General features: G+C 52.3%; 16 protein-coding genes. 5 read left to right on the top strand and 11 right to left on the bottom strand.

What is annotated here, in order from left to right; translation table 11 throughout:
* Positions 1 to 62: 62 nt before the first annotated feature.
* The 3 genes from HV037_RS12950 to blr form a co-directional block, all read right to left on the bottom strand.
* Positions 63 to 503, bottom strand: a complete 441-nt coding sequence (locus tag HV037_RS12950; protein ID WP_016153009.1) for a DUF2569 domain-containing protein — start codon at positions 501 to 503, stop codon at positions 63 to 65.
* Positions 504 to 594: 91 nt separating this feature from the next.
* Entirely contained in the window at positions 595 to 810 is a 216-nt protein-coding gene (gene ydgT / locus HV037_RS12945; protein ID WP_003832804.1) for a transcription modulator YdgT, read from the bottom strand.
* Positions 811 to 1,103: 293 nt separating this feature from the next.
* Positions 1,104 to 1,229, bottom strand: a complete 126-nt coding sequence (blr, locus tag HV037_RS12940) for a division septum protein Blr (protein WP_019076739.1) — start codon at positions 1,227 to 1,229, stop codon at positions 1,104 to 1,106.
* A 241-nt stretch (positions 1,230 to 1,470) separates the two neighbouring features.
* On the opposite strand from blr, the gene HV037_RS12935 reads away from it, so the two are divergent.
* Complete coding sequence (locus HV037_RS12935; RefSeq protein ID WP_016153010.1) at positions 1,471 to 2,511, top strand: oxidoreductase; 1,041 nt, start codon at positions 1,471 to 1,473, stop codon at positions 2,509 to 2,511.
* Between the two features lie 52 nt (positions 2,512 to 2,563).
* Here HV037_RS12935 and add read toward each other — a convergent pair whose 3' ends face one another.
* From add to malX, 3 genes are all read right to left on the bottom strand, one after another.
* Positions 2,564 to 3,565 (bottom strand): adenosine deaminase, encoded by a 1,002-nt coding sequence (gene add / locus HV037_RS12930; RefSeq protein WP_047500522.1) that lies wholly within the window; start codon positions 3,563 to 3,565, stop codon positions 2,564 to 2,566.
* Between the two features lie 100 nt (positions 3,566 to 3,665).
* Complete coding sequence (locus tag HV037_RS12925) at positions 3,666 to 4,838, bottom strand: MalY/PatB family protein (RefSeq protein ID WP_019076740.1); 1,173 nt, start codon at positions 4,836 to 4,838, stop codon at positions 3,666 to 3,668.
* Between the two features lie 10 nt (positions 4,839 to 4,848).
* A complete protein-coding gene (malX, locus tag HV037_RS12920) occupies positions 4,849 to 6,441 on the bottom strand; it encodes a maltose/glucose-specific PTS transporter subunit IIBC (RefSeq protein WP_016153013.1) in 1,593 nt (530 codons plus the stop codon).
* A gap of 169 nt (positions 6,442 to 6,610) precedes the next feature.
* Between malX and HV037_RS12915 the strand changes: the two genes are divergently transcribed.
* On the top strand, positions 6,611 to 7,639 hold the full coding sequence (locus HV037_RS12915; protein ID WP_016153014.1) for a Mal regulon transcriptional regulator MalI: 1,029 nt from the start codon (positions 6,611 to 6,613) through the stop codon (positions 7,637 to 7,639).
* 45 nt (positions 7,640 to 7,684) lie between these two features.
* On the opposite strand, the gene HV037_RS12910 is transcribed toward HV037_RS12915, so the two are convergent.
* Positions 7,685 to 9,193, bottom strand: a complete 1,509-nt coding sequence (locus HV037_RS12910; RefSeq protein ID WP_103284460.1) for a YdgA family protein — start codon at positions 9,191 to 9,193, stop codon at positions 7,685 to 7,687.
* Positions 9,194 to 9,299: 106 nt separating this feature from the next.
* The gene (gene manA, locus HV037_RS12905; RefSeq protein ID WP_019076743.1) at positions 9,300 to 10,475 is read right to left on the bottom strand and encodes a mannose-6-phosphate isomerase; all 1,176 of its coding nucleotides are present in this window, start codon (positions 10,473 to 10,475) and stop codon (positions 9,300 to 9,302) included.
* A 262-nt stretch (positions 10,476 to 10,737) separates the two neighbouring features.
* On the opposite strand from manA, the gene fumB reads away from it, so the two are divergent.
* Both fumB and fumC read left to right on the top strand, forming a co-directional pair.
* A complete protein-coding gene (gene fumB / locus HV037_RS12900) occupies positions 10,738 to 12,384 on the top strand; it encodes a class I fumarate hydratase (protein ID WP_047358425.1) in 1,647 nt (548 codons plus the stop codon).
* A gap of 141 nt (positions 12,385 to 12,525) precedes the next feature.
* Positions 12,526 to 13,929, top strand: coding sequence for a class II fumarate hydratase (gene fumC, locus HV037_RS12895; protein WP_016153018.1), 1,404 nt, complete (start codon positions 12,526 to 12,528; stop codon positions 13,927 to 13,929).
* Here fumC and tus read toward each other — a convergent pair.
* Positions 13,926 to 14,855, bottom strand: a complete 930-nt coding sequence (gene tus, locus HV037_RS12890; RefSeq protein ID WP_019076745.1) for a DNA replication terminus site-binding protein — start codon at positions 14,853 to 14,855, stop codon at positions 13,926 to 13,928. The two genes, fumC and tus, sit on opposite strands and share 4 nt — an antisense overlap.
* Positions 14,856 to 14,928: 73 nt before the next feature.
* A complete protein-coding gene (rstB, locus tag HV037_RS12885; protein ID WP_016153020.1) occupies positions 14,929 to 16,230 on the bottom strand; it encodes a two-component system sensor histidine kinase RstB in 1,302 nt (433 codons plus the stop codon).
* A gap of 65 nt (positions 16,231 to 16,295) precedes the next feature.
* On the opposite strand from rstB, the gene HV037_RS12880 reads away from it, so the two are divergent.
* Positions 16,296 to 16,640: a DUF1294 domain-containing protein gene (locus HV037_RS12880; protein WP_049041453.1), complete on the top strand. Its 345-nt coding sequence runs from the start codon at positions 16,296 to 16,298 to the stop codon at positions 16,638 to 16,640.
* A 22-nt stretch (positions 16,641 to 16,662) separates the two neighbouring features.
* Here the strand turns inward: HV037_RS12880 and HV037_RS12875 are convergent, their stop codons facing one another.
* The gene (locus HV037_RS12875; protein ID WP_103283839.1) at positions 16,663 to 17,454 is read right to left on the bottom strand and encodes an MBL fold metallo-hydrolase; all 792 of its coding nucleotides are present in this window, start codon (positions 17,452 to 17,454) and stop codon (positions 16,663 to 16,665) included.
* Between the last annotated feature and the right edge of the window lie 114 nt (positions 17,455 to 17,568).

Below are 17,568 nucleotides of genomic sequence, written 5' to 3'. Positions count from 1 at the left end.
TAAAAAAGCCGCCTATTATCTGACAATCTACAACAGGCGACAACAGGTTAACTGTAGGGTTATTACGGATTCACAAACGTCGATTTAACGCGTTGCGAGCGTTTGAAATAGGGCACCAGCAGTGCTGCAGCCAGCAATGGGAACAGCAGTTGGCGCACGGCAAAGGCGTCCGGAACCGGTGAAAACGCAAACGCTTTAATCGCCAGTAACACGGAGATCAGCAGCCATAGAATATAATGCTTAGGCACACAGGCTCTGCGTTTGAAAAACGCAATCGTCAGCCACAGCGTGTAATACCACATGGCAATCGCGGTAATAAAAGAGACGCCCCATAACAGCAAATTTGCCGTACTTTGCGCACCCAGCGTTTGGAAGGTTTGCGGTGTAGCCAGCGCAGTGACATAAAGTAATAACGCCAGCGAAGCGCTCAACAATGCGACTAACAGCCAGGCCAGTGGCCCAAGTAGCCAGCCCCCGATACGTTGTGCCGGTGTGGTAGTCATCTCTTCTCCAGGTTTACGCGCGCAATCAAACATGCCATTCATTTTGGGGCAATTATTATAAAGCTTTTAACGTTGAGCGCTACTTTCTTCTTTATTGCACGTAATGCCAGACTGATTTGGGTACCTGACCAACATCAAACAGACGACCTCCTGAGATAAGCTCCGCACGGCGATGGTCTGCAGCGCGATACATATTGATAATGTCGCTATCGTCGGTGAGCGTGTAGTTAAGATGGTCGAACAGTTTTTCCAGACTTTCGAGTGAACTGATTTTGCGGAATTTTAATAAGTAATCCTGAACAGTCATAAATGGAAATCCATATTAATAAAATAATACCAACGGAGTAGTAAATATAAATAATAAACAACATGCACAGGTAAAAGCGGATTGACGCGCAAATGTGAGAAGAGTGTTCATACCTGTGGAAAAGCAGGCGCTATGCGCACCTGCGGTAAGGGTAACGCGCTTCGCTACAGCAGGCAATATGCACCGGAGTGGGATGCGGCATTATTCTCTTTTTTTGACAAAATTCGATCTTTTGCAGCCAACCCCTGCCGTTACTCGATGTTAATTGCCGGGTTATAAGGGACTGCAGATGCTTATTTCTTCTGCACAGCAGCAACGGGCTCCGGTGGCTGGTAATTGTCAATATGATTGGCAACACCCAGCAGGATCACAGAGACGGTGAGAACAATCCAACCTGCTAATTCAATAAGACGATTCATTACTGATGACATTTGCTTTGATTTATCCATAAACACAGGCTGCAAATGTTACTAATCTCTCAATAATACAGCAAGATAATTGGGAACGATTTCTCCCTCTTTTTCGCTGCAAGTTAAGCATAAGTGGCATATGTTTGACTTAAGTTAATAAACAACCTTTGTAGCGCAATGGTTATTAAACTATTGAGACGTTGCAGGGTATGGTGTGAAATAGGTCAGTCCTGAATTGAGAGGCTATAACATGAGTGACAACATCCGCGTTGGGCTAATTGGCTATGGTTACGCCAGTAAAACCTTCCATGCCCCCCTGATTGTGGGCACACCGGGCCTCGAACTGGCTGCGGTTTCCAGTAGTGATGAAGCAAAAGTGAAGGCAGACTGGCCAACGGTGGCTGTTGTTGCTGAGCCTAAACACCTTTTTAACGATCCGAATATCGACCTGATTGTGATCCCCACGCCTAACGACACTCACTTCCCGTTAGCGAAGGCTGCGCTGGAAGCGGGCAAACATGTGGTTGTTGATAAGCCTTTTACCGTGACACTGTCACAAGCACGCGAACTGGATGCGTTGGCGCGCAGCCTTGGCCGCGTGCTGTCCGTTTTCCATAACCGCCGATGGGATAGTGATTTTCTGACGTTGAAAGCCCTGCTGGCGGATGGCGTTTTGGGGGAGGTGGCGTATTTCGAATCCCATTTCGATCGATTCCGCCCGCAGGTTCGTGACCGCTGGCGTGAACAGGGGGGGCCGGGAAGCGGCATCTGGTATGATTTAGCACCGCATCTTCTGGATCAGGCGATTAACCTGTTTGGTTTGCCCGTCAGCATGACGGTAGACCTGGCTCAGCTCCGCCCAGGTGCGCAAGCGACGGATTACTTCCATGCCATCCTGACTTACCCGCAGCGTCGTGTGATTCTGCACGGCACCATGCTCGCTGCCGCTGAGTCGGCCCGTTATATCGTGCACGGATCGCGTGGCAGCTATGTGAAGTATGGTCTTGACCCGCAGGAAGAGCGCCTGAAAAATGGCGAGCGACTGCCTCAGGAAGACTGGGGTTACGACATGCGCGATGGCGTGTTGACGCGAATAGAAGGCGAAGAGCAGGTTGAAGAGACCTGGCTGACTGTACCGGGTAATTACCCGGCGTATTATGCTGGCATTCGTGATGCGCTAAATGGTCATGGTGAAAACCCGGTACCGGCGAGACAAGCTATTCAAATCATGGAGCTGATTGAGCTGGGTCTTGAATCGGCGAAACATCGCTCGACGCTGTGCCTTGCCTGATTAGGCAAATGCCGGATGGTGATGCTCAGCATCTCATCCGGCACTTTAACCGTCACGCTGCCGCGACTTTCTCGCGCAGGGCACGTTTTTCTTCGTTACTCAGAAATGCCATTTCCAGGCCGTTGATTTGCGCCTGACGGATCTGTTCGCGCGTGAGTCCTGCTGCTGGCGCGGCAATGGTGTACTCGTGAATAATATCCACACCCTGTACCGCCGGATCGTCCGTATTCAAGCTGGCTAATACGCCATGCTCAAGGAATGTTTTCAGCGGGTGGGTTGCCAGAGAGGCGACGGTGCTGGTCTGAATGTTCGATGTCAGGCAGGATTCGATGCCGATACGGTGTTCGGCGAGGTAATCCATCAATGCACGATCTTCAACGGCTTTTACGCCGTGACCAATACGTTCTGCGCCCAGCTCTTTAATAGCCTGCCAGATACTTTCTGGTCCCGCGGCTTCGCCCGCATGCACGGTAATACGCCAGCCGGCGTCGCGCGCCTGATTGAAATGCGACAGGAACAGACTGCCCGGGAAACCCAGTTCGTCACCCGCCAGATCCAGTGCCGTAATATGGTCTCGGTGGGCTAACAGCGCATCCAGTTCCTGCAGGCAGGCGGCTTCGCCGAAGGTACGGCTCATAATGCCAATTAAGCGAGCTTCGACGCCAAAGGTCTTGCAGCCCTCGCGTACGCCGGCAATGACGGCTTCAACCACGCCCGCAACCGGGAGCTGATGCGCCATCGCCATATAGCCGGGTGAAAAACGTAATTCTACATAGTGCAGACCGTTACGTGCTGCATCCTCAATATTCTCAAATGCCACGCGGCGACACGCATCCAGCGAGGCCAGTACCTTCACGCCCCAGTCAAGCTTGGATAAAAAGCTCACTAAATCCGGTTCAGTTGATGTGACTTGCACATGAGGGATCAGCATTTCCAGCGTTTGTGCCGGAAGCGTTAAATTGAACTGACGACCCAAATCCAGGATCGTTTGGGCACGGATGTTACCATCAAGGTGGCGATGGACGTCGGTCAGGGGGAGGGAAGTATCAATCATGGTCGCACTCGTGTATTTAGGTAAAGTGCGTCGTATTATATGAAAAAATCGGGATAAAAAACTATGTTGCGCAATGAATAATTTCATTGCGCAAACTTAATTAGCGTACAGAACGGATGGCGTTAATCAGCCCCTGAACGCCTTTTTCAAGCTTGGATCTTGGGCATCCGGCATTGAGGCGTACAAAACCGCGACCTTCTTCTCCGTAGGTGTATCCCGGCATGATAGCCACTTTCTGCTGGTGGATGAGAACATCCTGCAAGGCATGGTCATCAATATTGAGCGGACGCAGGTCAATCCATGCCAGATAGGTGGATTGCGGAATCTGCCAGTTGAGTTCGGGGAATGCGGCATTAAGCTCACGTGCAACGTAATGCAGATTGCTGGCAAGATAATCGCGCAGCGCATCAAGCCAGCTTGCACCCTGTTGATAAGCGGCAATATGTGCGCTAAGCGCCAGCACCGCAGGCGAGGAAAGACCATCGCGGCCTTTTAACGCGCTGAGGTAATCGTTGCGGCTTTGAGCATCTTCAATGAGTCCGTAAGCCCCGGTTAATGCCGGAATATTAAAACTCTTTGAGCCGGAAGTGAGCAGTGCCCAACTGCCGCGCGCGACGTTACTCCACGGGATGTGCGGCCGGTCTGACCATACCATATCCATATGAATCTCATCGGAGATAACTTTTACACCATGGCGCTGACACAGTTCTGCCATGGCTTCCAGCTCGTCGCGCGTCCACACTTTACCCGTTGGGTTTTGTGGGCTGCAAAGCAGAAGAATTTTGCTTTCAGGTCGAGACAGGGCTTTCTCCAGCGCAACCATGTCACAAAACCAGCCGTCGGCGCGTTTTTCCAGTCCGACTGCGCGTACCTGTCGCTGATTACCTTCAATCGCTTTGTAAAACGCATCGTACGCCGGAGTATGGATAACCACCGCATCGCCCACGGATGACCACTGGCGGATCAACTCCGACACCATATAGATGACCGAGGGGCCATATACCAGCGACTGAGGATCTATTTGGGTGTTATGTCGCGAAAGAAACCAGTGGCTTATCGCCGCCAGAAACTCATCATTTTTCCAGCGGCTGTAACCCAACACGCCATGTGACAGGCGCTGAGTCAGCGCCTCCAGAATGCAAGGTGCGGTGGCAAAATCCATATCGGAGATGGTGAATGGCAGCAGGTCGGCTGAACCAAAACGGTCGGCAACGTAATCCCACTGAGTACACCAGGTACCGTGCCTGTCCACAACCTTTGAAAAATCAAACATATTGTTGTCCTTAAGCCTGTACGGTGTTCATCAGAACCGCGATCTCGTCTTTCACTGACTGGACCTGCGGACCGATAACGACCTGAAGGTTATGCTGATTGAGTTGTACTACGCCAATGGCACGATTGTCCTTCAGAGCCTGTACGTTAACAAGCGACATATCTTTCACTGACAAGCGCAGACGGGTGATGCAATTATCCAGGCTGACAATGTTTTCTGCGCCGCCCAGCGCCGCCAGAATAGCAGGGACGTTGTAACCTGATTTACCAGGCGCTCCGGCCATTACTTTTTCGATATTGCTGGCAATTTCGACTTCACGGCCCGGCGTCTTCAAATTGAAGCGCGTGATGGCGAAGCGGAAGATCACGTAGTACACCGCAAACCAGATAGCCGCGACAACAGGGACCAGGTACCACTTGGTGGACAATCCGTGCAGGATGCCGAACACCACGAAGTCAATCAGGTTACCGTCAGTGTTACCGATAGTGACGCCAAGCACCGCCATCACGGTGAAGCCAAGACCGGTTAGCAGGGCGTGGATTACATACAGAACCGGAGCGACGAACAGGAATAAGAACTCAAGTGGTTCGGTTGTACCGCCGATGACACAGGCAATCAGACCAGAAATTAATAACCCTTTAATTTTATGACGATTTTCAGGGCGTGCGCAGTGGTACATGGCTAATGCCGCACCCGGTAAACCGCCGAGGAACGCCGGCATTTTACCCTGGGACAGGAAACGTGTTGCGCTTTCAGAGAAACCTTGCGTTGTCGGGCAGCTCAGTTGAGCCTGGAAAATAGTCAGTGCGCCGCTCACGCTATGGCCGCAGACTTCCTGTGTGCCGCCAGCTTCGGTGAAGCGAATGAGTGCCACCAGAATATGGTGCAGGCCAAAAGGCAGCAACAGACGTTCACCGGTACCAAACAGCATAGGACCAAATTCCCCCGCGCTATTGATGATGTGACCGAGTCCGGTAATGCCCATGGCGAAAACTGGCCAAATCAAGGGAATGACCAACCCGACCAATCCCATCACCACCGAGGAGATGATAGGCACAAAGCGCGTACCACCGAAAAACGCCAGCGCATCCGGCAGACGAATGTTGTGGAAGCGTTCATGCAGCATCCAGACAATGATCCCGGCAATAACGGCACCGAGGATCCCGGTGTCGATCGACTGGATCCCCAGAATGTTTTGCACGTTGTTGGCTTTCAGGATCGCCGCATCTGTGGTGGGTAAGATACCTTTGGCGGTTAACCAGAAATTGACGGCGAGGTTCATGACCGCATAACCGACAAAACCGGCGAACGCCGCAACGCCTTTGTTCTCGCGCGCCAGGCCCAGAGGAATGGCAATACAGAACATGACTGGCAGGAAGCTAAACGCAAAAGAGCCAACTTTACTCATCCAGGTAAAGATGGCCTGAAGCACCGGATTCCCCAACGCCGGGATCAGCGTTAAGACATCATGGCTGCTCAACGAGCTGCCGATCCCCAACATGATCCCGCAAAATGAAAGCAGCGCTACAGGCAGCATAAAGGTTTTGCCCAACTGCTGGAAAAATTCCCATAACGTTATTTTTGGTGTGGTTCTCGCCGTCATCAAACGACTCCTTGTAAAGGCTAGCTGACTAATGATGGCGAGAAGATAAAACGTTTTACCTAATTTTAGTGCGGTATAAATCACATTATCGAACGATAATAGGGGGTATAAATATAAGTGATTGATAAAACGTTTTATCCGTCACGTTATCAGGGAGTTTTCTGTTTTTATGGCTATAGCCAAAAAAATAACCATCCATGATGTTGCGCTGGCTGCGGGGGTTTCGGTCAGCACCGTCTCATTGGTGCTCAGTGGAAAAGGACGAATTTCATCAGCGACTGGGGAGCGGGTGAATGCTGCTATTGAGCAACTGGGGTTTGTGCGTAACCGCCAGGCATCAGCGCTGCGTGGCGGGCAGAGCGGAGTAGTTGGTTTGATTGTACGCGATCTTTCAACGCCGTTTTACGCCGAGCTGACGGCGGGTCTGACGGAAGCGTTAGAAGCGCAGGGGCGCATGGTCTTCTTACTGCACGGCGGTAAAGATGGGGAGCAGCTGGCGCAGCGTTTCGCGATGTTACTCAACCAGGGGGTGGATGGCGTGGTCATTGCCGGGGCCGCCGGTAGCAGTGATGCACTGCAACAGTTGGCCGCTGATAAAGGGATCCCGGTGGTATTTGCATCACGCGCCAGCTACATGGATGACGCAGACACCGTCAGGCCCGATAACATGCAGGCTGCACAGTTACTGGTTGAACATCTTATCCGCCACGGACACCAGCGTATTGCCTGGCTGGGCGGGCAGAGTTCTTCATTGACTCGCGCAGAGCGCGTCGGCGGCTATTGTGCAACGTTACTAAAATATGGTTTACCGTTTCATAGCGACTGGGTGCTGGAGTGCTCATCCAGCCAGAAGCAGGCCGCAGAAGAGGTAACGGCGCTGTTACGCCGCAATCCCACGATCAGCGCGGTGGTGTGCTACAACGAAATAATCGCCATAGGCGCCTGGTTTGGCTTGATGAGAGCAGGACGTCAGAGTGGCGAAATTGGTGTCGATCGCTATTTCGAACAGCAAATATCGTTGGCCGGATTCGCTGATGTGGCGGAAAACGCGTTGGACGATATCCCGATTACCTGGGCCTGTTCGCCCGCGCGTGAAATGGGATACACCCTTGCTGAACGTATGCTACAACGCATTGCCCACGATGAAGGTCATTCACGCAATCTGACGCTTTCCGCTCGTCTGGTGGCGGCGAAATAAAAAAGCCCGATAAACACTGTTATCGGGCCTGTCATTGGCGAGTGATTATTGTTGCGGGATGGCAGGGGCATCCGGCTGTGTAAGAGAAGGCATACCGAACATACCCACAAACTCATCCAGCGGCATTTTTTGTCCGTTCAGCGTCACCTGGCCGTTTGCGTATTGCAGGCTGGTGCCGATAACGTTGTCCTGCAAAGTCGTAATGCGGAACATCTGACCCATCGCCGCCAGGCCATTAACCTGTTGCTTCGCCAGACCAGCCGCTTCTTCCTGCTGATAACCTTCCAGTTTGGCAATTTGCGTCATGAACTCAGTCGCCATATCGACAGGGATGGTCAGTTTCGCATCCAGCGATTTGACGGAACGATCCACTTCCTGGGCCAGCGTTTGCGGCTCCACCGTGTTTGCGGTCGGATCTTTTAGCATCAGTGACAGATTAAATGCGGTTTCACCTTTTGCATTCTTCCAGCTCAGTGGAGCAATGGTGACAACCGGTTCGCCTTTCATCAGAATCGGTAGCGCATTAAAGAAGGCTTCGGTGACTTTCTGCTGATAAAGCTCAGGGTTTTGGACCACATCAATCTGCGCCATCAGCGCTTTGGTTTGGGCGCTGTACTGCTGGCTGAACTGGTGCAGTGCTTCACCGTCAATCTGGCCAACTTTCAACGTCAGCTTACCGCTCCCCATATCCTGGCCCTGCAATTTAAGGCTGTTCAGGGTGTAATCCAACTGGCTGTTGACGGTTTTGCCATCGTTAATCAGATCGGATTTGCCATCGATACCCATGCCTTCCAGCACCGCCAGCTCTTTGCCCTCGACTGAAATCGACAGTTTTTCGAGGGACAATTTCTGATCGCCGATGCGCTCACCAAAGCTTGCAATACTGCTGGAACCTTCAGTTTTCAGGTTATTGAAAGTAACTTGTACTTTCTGATCATACTCATTGACGGCATTAACCAGGCCACTTTGCGCCTCGCCATTCAGCGACACCGCATTACCATCCTTATCTGCCGTAAACTGGAACTCCCCGCCGCTAAAGGCCACTTTTTCGTCGCCTTTCTCGTAGTTCAGCGGTTTGAGGGAGAGATCGGAACGGGTATCCCCACTGTAGCCAATACGGGAATTAATGATGAATGGCGTCTCACCTTTGGCAATATCAAACAGCGGCTTCGTCACGTCGTTATTGACCAGCGTCGTTTTCACGGAGGCCATTGCCGGAACAAGATTCAGTGATTTCAGCTGAGCCAGCGGGAAAGGACCGTGATCCACGGTTTCATTCAGAACGATGCTTTGTCCCGGTTTCAGCCAGGAATCTGCCTGACCGGCGACAGGTTTCACCACCAACTGCAGTTGGCTATTGAACACGCCGCGCTGGTAGTTTTGATAACTCAGTTCAATGCCCGCCTCTGGGGAGTAGCGTTTTAACTGATCGTTTGCCTGCGTCACCATCTCGGCGAGATGCGTTTCGAGTTTCTTTCCTGTGTACCAGGCGCCGCCCGTCCAGACGATACCCAGTGCAACCACCACACCCGCAGCTACCAGCGATTTTTTCATTTTGATATCCATAAAATAAAACCAGGCGTTTGAAGACGCCTGGAGGAGTGACATGTCTTTAACTCACTACAGCTTAGCAAGAGTTGTTAAAAATATCAGTATCTTGCTACAGCTTGTTATAAACCCGAGCTAAACGGCCCGTGCCGCTGACGTTTACCGGCGATTCATTCGCGCTAATAAAGGCCGACTCACCCGGCTGCAGCACCAGACGCTGCTCGCCCTTGCTCAGCACGGCTTCACCTTCGATGCAGAACAAAATGGCCGCACTTTGCTGGCTGATATCTGCGCCATTGGCGGTCAGTTCATGTAAGGAGAACGCGAAATCGTCGACCGGAATGGGGAAGTCCAGTTCGCTGTCAGTCTTAACTGGCGTGGTCAGCAGTTGATTGGCTGGCTTGGCGACAAACTTAACGTTGGCGACCAGCTCCGGGATATCAATGTATTTTGGCGTCAGTCCGGCGCGCAGCACGTTGTCCGAGTTAGCCATTACCTCCAGCGCCACACCTTGCAGGTAGGCGTGTGGGGTTTCGGCAAATAAGAACATCGCTTCGCCAGGATTGAGCTTCACCACATTGAGCAGCAGCGGGGAGAAGAGCCCGCTGTCATTCGGATAGAAATCGGCGATCAGGCGAATGGTTTGCCACGGTTCACCCTGCTGGCTGTTCAGCGCCGATTTCAGGATCGCCAGCGCATGGGATTTCTCCTCATCCTGCATATTCAGCAAGCTGGCGAAAAGATAGCTCAGACGTTCCGCACTCGGTTCCTGCAGGAAATGCGCAATAGCCGGATGCGCGGCGGACACCGGTTGTAACAATGCGACAATGTCAGAGAACTCGCGGAATGCGTTCATCGCCAGGAACGGTGTCAAAGCAAAAACCAGTTCCGGTTTGTGGTTAGGATCTTTGTAATTGCGCTCGGCGGCATCCATCGGGATCCCCGCCGCGTTTTCTTTGGCAAATCCGATTTCAGAGTTGTGCTTGTTAGGATGAACCTGAATCGAAAGAGGTTGCGCGGCGCACAGCACTTTAAACAGGAAAGGCAGTTCACCAAAGCGTTTCGCAACAGCATCGCCTAACAGTGCGGATTTATCGTGTTCGATGACATCACGCAGAGCGACCGTCTGGCCGTCAGCGTTCAGAACCTGCGAACTGCTTTTCGGATGCGCGCCCATCCACAGCTCAGCCATCGGTTGCTGAGTGGGGTTGGCAATCCCATAAAGTTCCGTTAACGCAGTTTTACTTCCCCAGGCGTAGTTCTGCACTGAGTTGATGAGTTTTTGCATTCTCAAGCCCTGTTTCAATGTGGAATTTTCTACGGCTATTAAACCAAGAAACCCTGAGCGAAGTAACCTGCACATGTAAAAAGTCGTACTTGTCTCAGTTTTTGTTAAAAAATTGTGTAGGATATGGTGACTCGCTTTTAATACCCTGAGTAATTCCGGTTGCAGAAAGCCTTTCCTTCTACAACCCGACCTGCGGCAGGGAAGCAGGGCAATGGAACATCTGCCCAGAGAATAACCAGACCGAGCAGTAAGTGAGAGCACAATGTCAAACAAACCCTTTCATTATCAGCATCCTTTCCCCCTCAAAAAGGATGATACCGAATACTATCTGCTGACCAGTGACCATGTCTCCGTTGCCGAATTTGAAGGGCAGGAGATTGTTAAAGTCGCGCCGCAAGCCTTAACGCTGCTGGCTCGTCAGGCCTTCCATGATGCCTCGTTTATGCTGCGTCCTGCGCATCAGCAGCAGGTGGCCGACATTCTGCGTGACCCGGAGGCCAGCGAAAACGACAAATATGTGGCCCTGCAATTCCTGCGTAACTCTGATATTGCGGCAAAAGGTATTTTGCCGACCTGTCAGGACACCGGCACCGCGATTATCGTGGGTAAAAAAGGTCAGCGCGTCTGGACCGGCGGCGGTGATGAAGCTGCACTGGCGCGCGGTGTGTATAACACCTACATCGAAGACAACCTGCGCTATTCACAAAACGCCGCGCTGGATATGTATAAAGAGGTGAACACCGGTACCAACCTGCCGGCACAGATAGATTTGTATACCGTCGATGGCGATGAATACAAATTCCTGTGTATTGCTAAAGGCGGTGGTTCGGCGAACAAAACCTATCTGTACCAGGAGACCAAAGCGCTGCTCACGCCGGGCAAATTAAAAAATTACCTGGTTGAGAAGATGCGAACGCTGGGAACTGCGGCCTGTCCGCCGTATCACATTGCGTTTGTTATCGGTGGAACGTCAGCGGAAGCCACGCTGAAAACGGTGAAACTGGCGTCGGCTAAATATTACGATGAGCTGCCGACCGAAGGTAACGAACATGGTCAGGCATTCCGCGATGTAGAGCTGGAAAAAGAGCTGCTGATTGAGGCACAGAATTTGGGGCTGGGCGCGCAGTTCGGCGGGAAGTATTTCGCTCATGATATCCGCGTGATCCGCCTGCCGCGTCACGGTGCGTCGTGTCCGGTTGGTATGGGCGTTTCTTGCTCAGCCGATCGAAATATCAAAGCTAAGATCAACCGTGAAGGTATCTGGATCGAAAAACTGGAGCATAATCCAGGCAAATTTATACCAGAAGAGTTGCGCCAGGCGGGAGAAGGCGAAGCGGTACGCGTTGACCTCAATCGTCCGATGAAAGAGATCCTGGCCCAGTTGTCGCAGTACCCGGTTTCTACACGTCTGTCGCTTAACGGTACCATCATTGTTGGCCGTGATATTGCGCATGCGAAACTGAAAGAACGTCTGGATAACGGCGAAAGTTTGCCGCAGTATGTTAAAGATCATCCGATCTATTACGCTGGCCCGGCAAAAACGCCGGAAGGCTATGCCTCTGGTTCGCTTGGACCAACCACGGCAGGGCGTATGGATTCGTATGTTGACCAGCTTCAGTCCGCAGGTGGCAGCATGATCATGCTGGCAAAAGGCAACCGCAGCCAGCAGGTGACCGATGCCTGTCATAAGCATGGCGGCTTCTACTTAGGCAGCATCGGCGGCCCGGCAGCGGTGCTGGCCCAGGGCAGTATCAAGAGTCTGGAGTGTGTGGAATACCCTGAACTGGGGATGGAAGCCATCTGGAAAATTGAAGTGGAAGATTTCCCGGCGTTTATCCTGGTGGATGACAAAGGCAACGATTTCTTCAAGCAGATTCAGACGTCGCAGTGCGCACGCTGCGTTAAGTAACGTCAGCCGCCCTTCGGGGCGGTTTTTTTTACCGCACGAACCACCAAACGACAGATTAATCCTCGTTAATACTCATAAGACCGATGCAAATGGGCAATGTCGAAACATAACCTAATCAATTGTTAATGTAAGGAGCAGGTAATGGTAACGGTACGCCGCGAGAATGATTCAATGGGGGCGATTGATGTTCCAGCCGATAAGCTTTGGGGCGCGCAAACCCAACGTTCGCTGGAGCATTTTCGTATCTCTACGGAGAAAATGCCGGTCTCGCTGATCCATGCGCTGGCGCTGACGAAACGCGCTGCAGCAAAGGTTAACCAGGATCTCGGGCTGCTGGCGGAGGATAAAGCCAGGGCTATTATGCAGGCCGCAGATGAGGTGTTGGCGGATAAACACCGCGATGAGTTTCCGCTGGCCATCTGGCAAACCGGGTCAGGAACACAAAGCAATATGAACATGAACGAGGTGCTGGCAAACCGGGCCAGCGAGTTGCTGGGCGGCGTGCGGGGGATGGAACGGAAAGTTCACCCCAACGATGATGTCAATAAAAGCCAAAGCTCGAATGATGTGTTCCCGACCGCAATGCACGTTGCCGCGCTGCTGGCGCTGCGTAACTCACTGATCCCACAGTTAAATGTGTTAACTAAAACGCTCAGTGATAAATCACACGCTTTCGCGGATATCGTCAAAATCGGTCGTACACATCTGCAAGATGCAACCCCGCTTACGCTTGGCCAGGAGATTTCCGGCTGGGTGGCAATGCTTGAACATAACCTCAGACACATTGAAAACAGCTTACCCCACGTGGCGGAACTGGCGCTGGGGGGAACCGCGGTAGGGACCGGACTGAACACGCATCCGGAATATGCCCGTCGGGTCGCGGATGAATTGCGGGACATTACCTGTGCGCCGTTCGTTACCGCACCGAATAAATTTGAAGCGCTAGCTACCTGCGATGCACTGGTTCACGCCCACGGCGCGCTAAAAGGGTTGGCGGCATCGCTGATGAAAATCGCCAACGATGTGCGCTGGCTGGCATCCGGTCCACGTTGCGGGATTGGCGAAATTTCGATTCCTGAAAATGAACCGGGCAGCTCCATTATGCCGGGTAAGGTCAATCCTACCCAGTGTGAAGCGCTGACCATGCTTTGCTGTCAGGTAATGGGCAACGATGTCGCCATCAACATGGGCGGAGCGTCAGGTAATTTTGAGCTCAACGTTTACCGACCAATGGTCATCCACAATTTCCTGCAGTCGGTGCGTCTGCTGGCTGACGGTATGGAAAGCTTTAACGAGCACTGCGCGACAGGAATCGAGCCTAATCGTGAACGAATCGATCAACTGCTCAACGAGTCGCTAATGCTGGTGACCGCGCTCAATACCCATATCGGTTATGATAAAGCCGCTGAAATTGCCAAAAAGGCGCACAAAGAGGGGCTGACGTTAAAAGCCTCCGCCCTGGCGCTGGGGTATCTAACCGAAGCGGAGTTTGACAGCTGGGTACGTCCGGAACTGATGGTTGGCAGTATGCGGCCAGGCAGTTAATCCGCAACGTACAGGTGCAGCCGGGGAATAATCAATCTCAACGGCTGCGCCTGAGGTTTAAAACGATGCTGAACATTATCGGCATCATAATTCAGTAACTCGCCGATATCTGGTACGGTCATGCCGTTTTCATTGTTGAGCAACGCGATCAAGGGCGTCGGGCAGGCATATTGCACCTGCTTTTGTTCTCCTTTGTACCAGACGCGGGCGATGGGCTGCACTTTTACCGGCCGTTTAATCTTCAGGCGCGCCTGCTGGCCCAGGGCGGCGACATCCTGATATTCCCGTTCAAGCTTCGCCTGCCACTCTTCCCGCGTCCAGGGATGTACGCTGCGCGGCGACGTCAGGCTTTTTTCCAGTTGCTGTAGTACTTCATCGCGTTTCAGATTTTTAATAATGTGTTTGTTGGCCCAGCCAAATCGCAGGGTGGCAGGCTCTCTGACAAGGGTGAGCGTACGATAGGCATTCAGCGTAATCAGTCCCGGCAGGTGGCGATGCACCCATTCAAAACGCGCTGCCGGTGCCAGCCCTGATTCCACCGTGACAATGCGCTCGAAGGTGGTTTTTAGCTGGTTAATACGCTGTATTTGCTCTTCCAGAGCGCGCTGAGCTGCGTTATCTACCTGGTAACACAGTACGCCTGGCAGGCGGACGGCCGCTTTGCTGCTACGATTCTCGGACTGTTGCTGGATAAACAGATGACGATAGTGGCGTAGCGCCAGCGTTTCAGCCTCTTTACCTAAATGTTGCTTAACATCAATGTTCTGCAGTGGGGCATGCTCTGCCTCTTTAGCCACTTCCGGTAACGAGAAGACGCGCGCAATCAGCAGCGTCTGCTGCAACAGATTGTCGTTCAGAAGCGCCAGCTCTTGCTCCATCTGGCGGAAGGTGCCGTTCAGGCGGTCGACGAGATCGTAACGGGCCATAGATTTACCATTTTAGTTACAACATACTTTTTTATAGCACAACCTACACCATTTGACCACCGAGCCGAATGGGTCAGGCAGCTGAAATTTCAGGAATGTTATGCCAGACGGGCCAACTGAAACAAAAGCGGGCGCCGCCGAGTTCACTTTCATCACAGACGACCGTACCGCCCATAGCCAATGCGATCGAGTGAACAATGGCTAGCCCAAGCCCGCAACCACCGGTCGCCCGGTCACGGCTGGGGTCAAGGCGTACAAACGGTTCAAAAACCTGTTCGCGGGCGTCTGGAGCAATACCGGGACCGTCATCTTCCACAACCAGCGTCGCCTGATTGCCATTCAATAACAGGCTCGCTTGCACCGTAGACTGGCAATAGCGCAGGGCGTTATTCAGTAGATTATCCAGTACGCGCTCCATCAGGCGCATATCCAGCGCGCCGTAGTCGCCAATATTAAGATGGCGTAAGCGCACCGCACGCTCAGGGTTTACGCTTTGCACATCCTCCAGATGGGTTGTCAGCCAAACGGCCAGATCCGGTACGCTGAGCTTCAGTTCATTTTGCGGACGGTCCAGCCGGGCATAGGTCAGTAATTCTTCGATTAACCCTTCCAGTTGGCCAATATCGCGATTCAGCGCCTGGGATTCCTGCGCGGTGAGGTTATCACTCATTTCCAGACGATAACGTAGGCGTACCAGTGGGGTCCGAAGCTCATGGGCAATGCCATCGATAAGTTGTTTCTTACTGGCGATTAGCGCATTGATATTGTCTGCCATCTGGTTAAACGCGATACCCAATCGCTCAAAGCTGGAACCGCTGTCAAAATGGAGGCGTTCGCCCAGATGTCCTTCCCCAAAACGCTGTGCAGCAGCTTCCAGTCGCAGCATTTCCTGCCAGTGCGGACGCATCCAGATAAGTACCGGAAAGGCCAGCGAGATAGCAATAAACGCCATCAACGCGATGTCCAGCAAGCGCATTTGATGGAGAAAATAGAGATAGGGAAGCGGGCCGACGGCCAGCACGTAATGGCTGCGTGGGATCCGTTGAATAAATGTGTACTGATCGTCAAGCGCCACGATATCGCCTTCGCGCAAACGTTGCATTGTTTGAACGTCCAGCGTGTACTTATTTAACGGTTCAACGCGCAGGTCAAAGGAGAGGTTCAAATCCATCTCCTTCAGCGTTTTACCCCAGTCACGTGGCGGGATCTCGCGAAGCTCGCTGCGCATCAGGTATAACGAGCTTTTCATTAAATCGTCGAGCGATTGTCTGCCTGCGCGCTCTGCGGTGAATTTATAGACCAGGCCGACCAGCAGGGTCATCACCAGAAAGCAGACAAACAGCAGGAGATAAAACTGTACAAACAGCTTCTTCATAAAAAATCACCGAATACATAATATAATGCTCACCGATACTCTCAAAATTGCTGTGATATAAAAATATGAATTTCAATCGCTGTTGTTATTTACTACTCATTTTCGCAGCGTTAGGCTGCATTTTCACCTCGCATCCCTTTGTTATATGGTTTTTGCTCGCCAACATACTGACGTTGGCAATGTACGGTGCGGATAAAATGGCAGCGCGCAGGGCCTGGCGCCGAGTGCCGGAGTCCACTTTGCTGCTGTTTGGCGTTGTTGGCGGGTGGGGTGGCGCGATAGCCGCTCAACAACTCTTTCGCCATAAAACACAAAAACAGCCATTCAAAACCTATTTCATTATCAGTGTGATAGTGAATGTGTCTGTCATCGGAGCGGCCTATCATTTCTATCCCATTTCATCCTGGTGAACGTCAGTGACAGGCAGCCTGCTTACTTGAGACAGGAAACGTACTTTTCACCTGAGCGCTGCACGATGTCATCGGCATTTTTCGTTATGTCTTTCCCTTCAAACGCGCCATAGAGTTGCTTAAATTTCACCGTACTCAGGCGGTGGGTAATGTCGCTGACCGTTGCGGCTGGCAGTGGCAACATATTGGGGTAGCTCCACATAAAGGAGACGGCATGCGCCCCAGGGGTGACCTGAACGATATCGCCGGAAAGCACCACGCCTTCATCTCGCGCCCAGTGCAGAACGCAGCCGCCAGCAAAGTGTCCGCCGAGGCGTATCACACTGACGTCGCGTGTCAGTTCCAGGGTGTCGCCATCCCAAAATTTAATCCACGGGCTGTCGCGCATTACCCACTTGCGGTCGTTGGCATGGAGATAAATGGGAGCGTTAAATTCGTCAGCCCAGTCTTGCATGGTGGTGTAGTAATGAGGATGCGAAATCGCGATGGCCTTAAGCCCGCCCAGGGACGTTATTAGCATTTTTGTGGCGTCGTCGAGTGTGGCAATGCAGTCCCATAAAATATTGCCTTCCGGAGTACGCAGAATAAACGCCCGTTGATCAATTGCAAAACCAGGAACGGTGCGGATGCTGAGGAGGGTACTGTCATGTTGCCGCCACTTATTTGTGTGCGAAGCACAAAGTGCGGCAAAATCGACCCATTCCTGCCCGGTCGCGGGAACATACTGACGTTCGTCCTGGCAGATTTCGCAATGTTCAGGAAGGGCGTCTGCCACCTCATAGGATGTTCCACAGGCTTTGCATAACGTGATCATCGTGTCTTCCTCTATTGAAAAAACACAGTCAGCATGGCACACCGATACGCAAGGGTGTGCCCTTTAGTGCTCTACACGATAAGCCAGTGATGGTGAGCGTGGGTCGTTGTGGCC

It is taken from the genome of Citrobacter sp. RHBSTW-00017, from assembly GCF_013797615.1.
In the GTDB taxonomy this organism is placed as follows: Bacteria; Pseudomonadota; Gammaproteobacteria; order Enterobacterales; family Enterobacteriaceae; genus Citrobacter; species Citrobacter braakii.
This window is presented reverse-complemented; position numbering and strand designations above follow the sequence as displayed.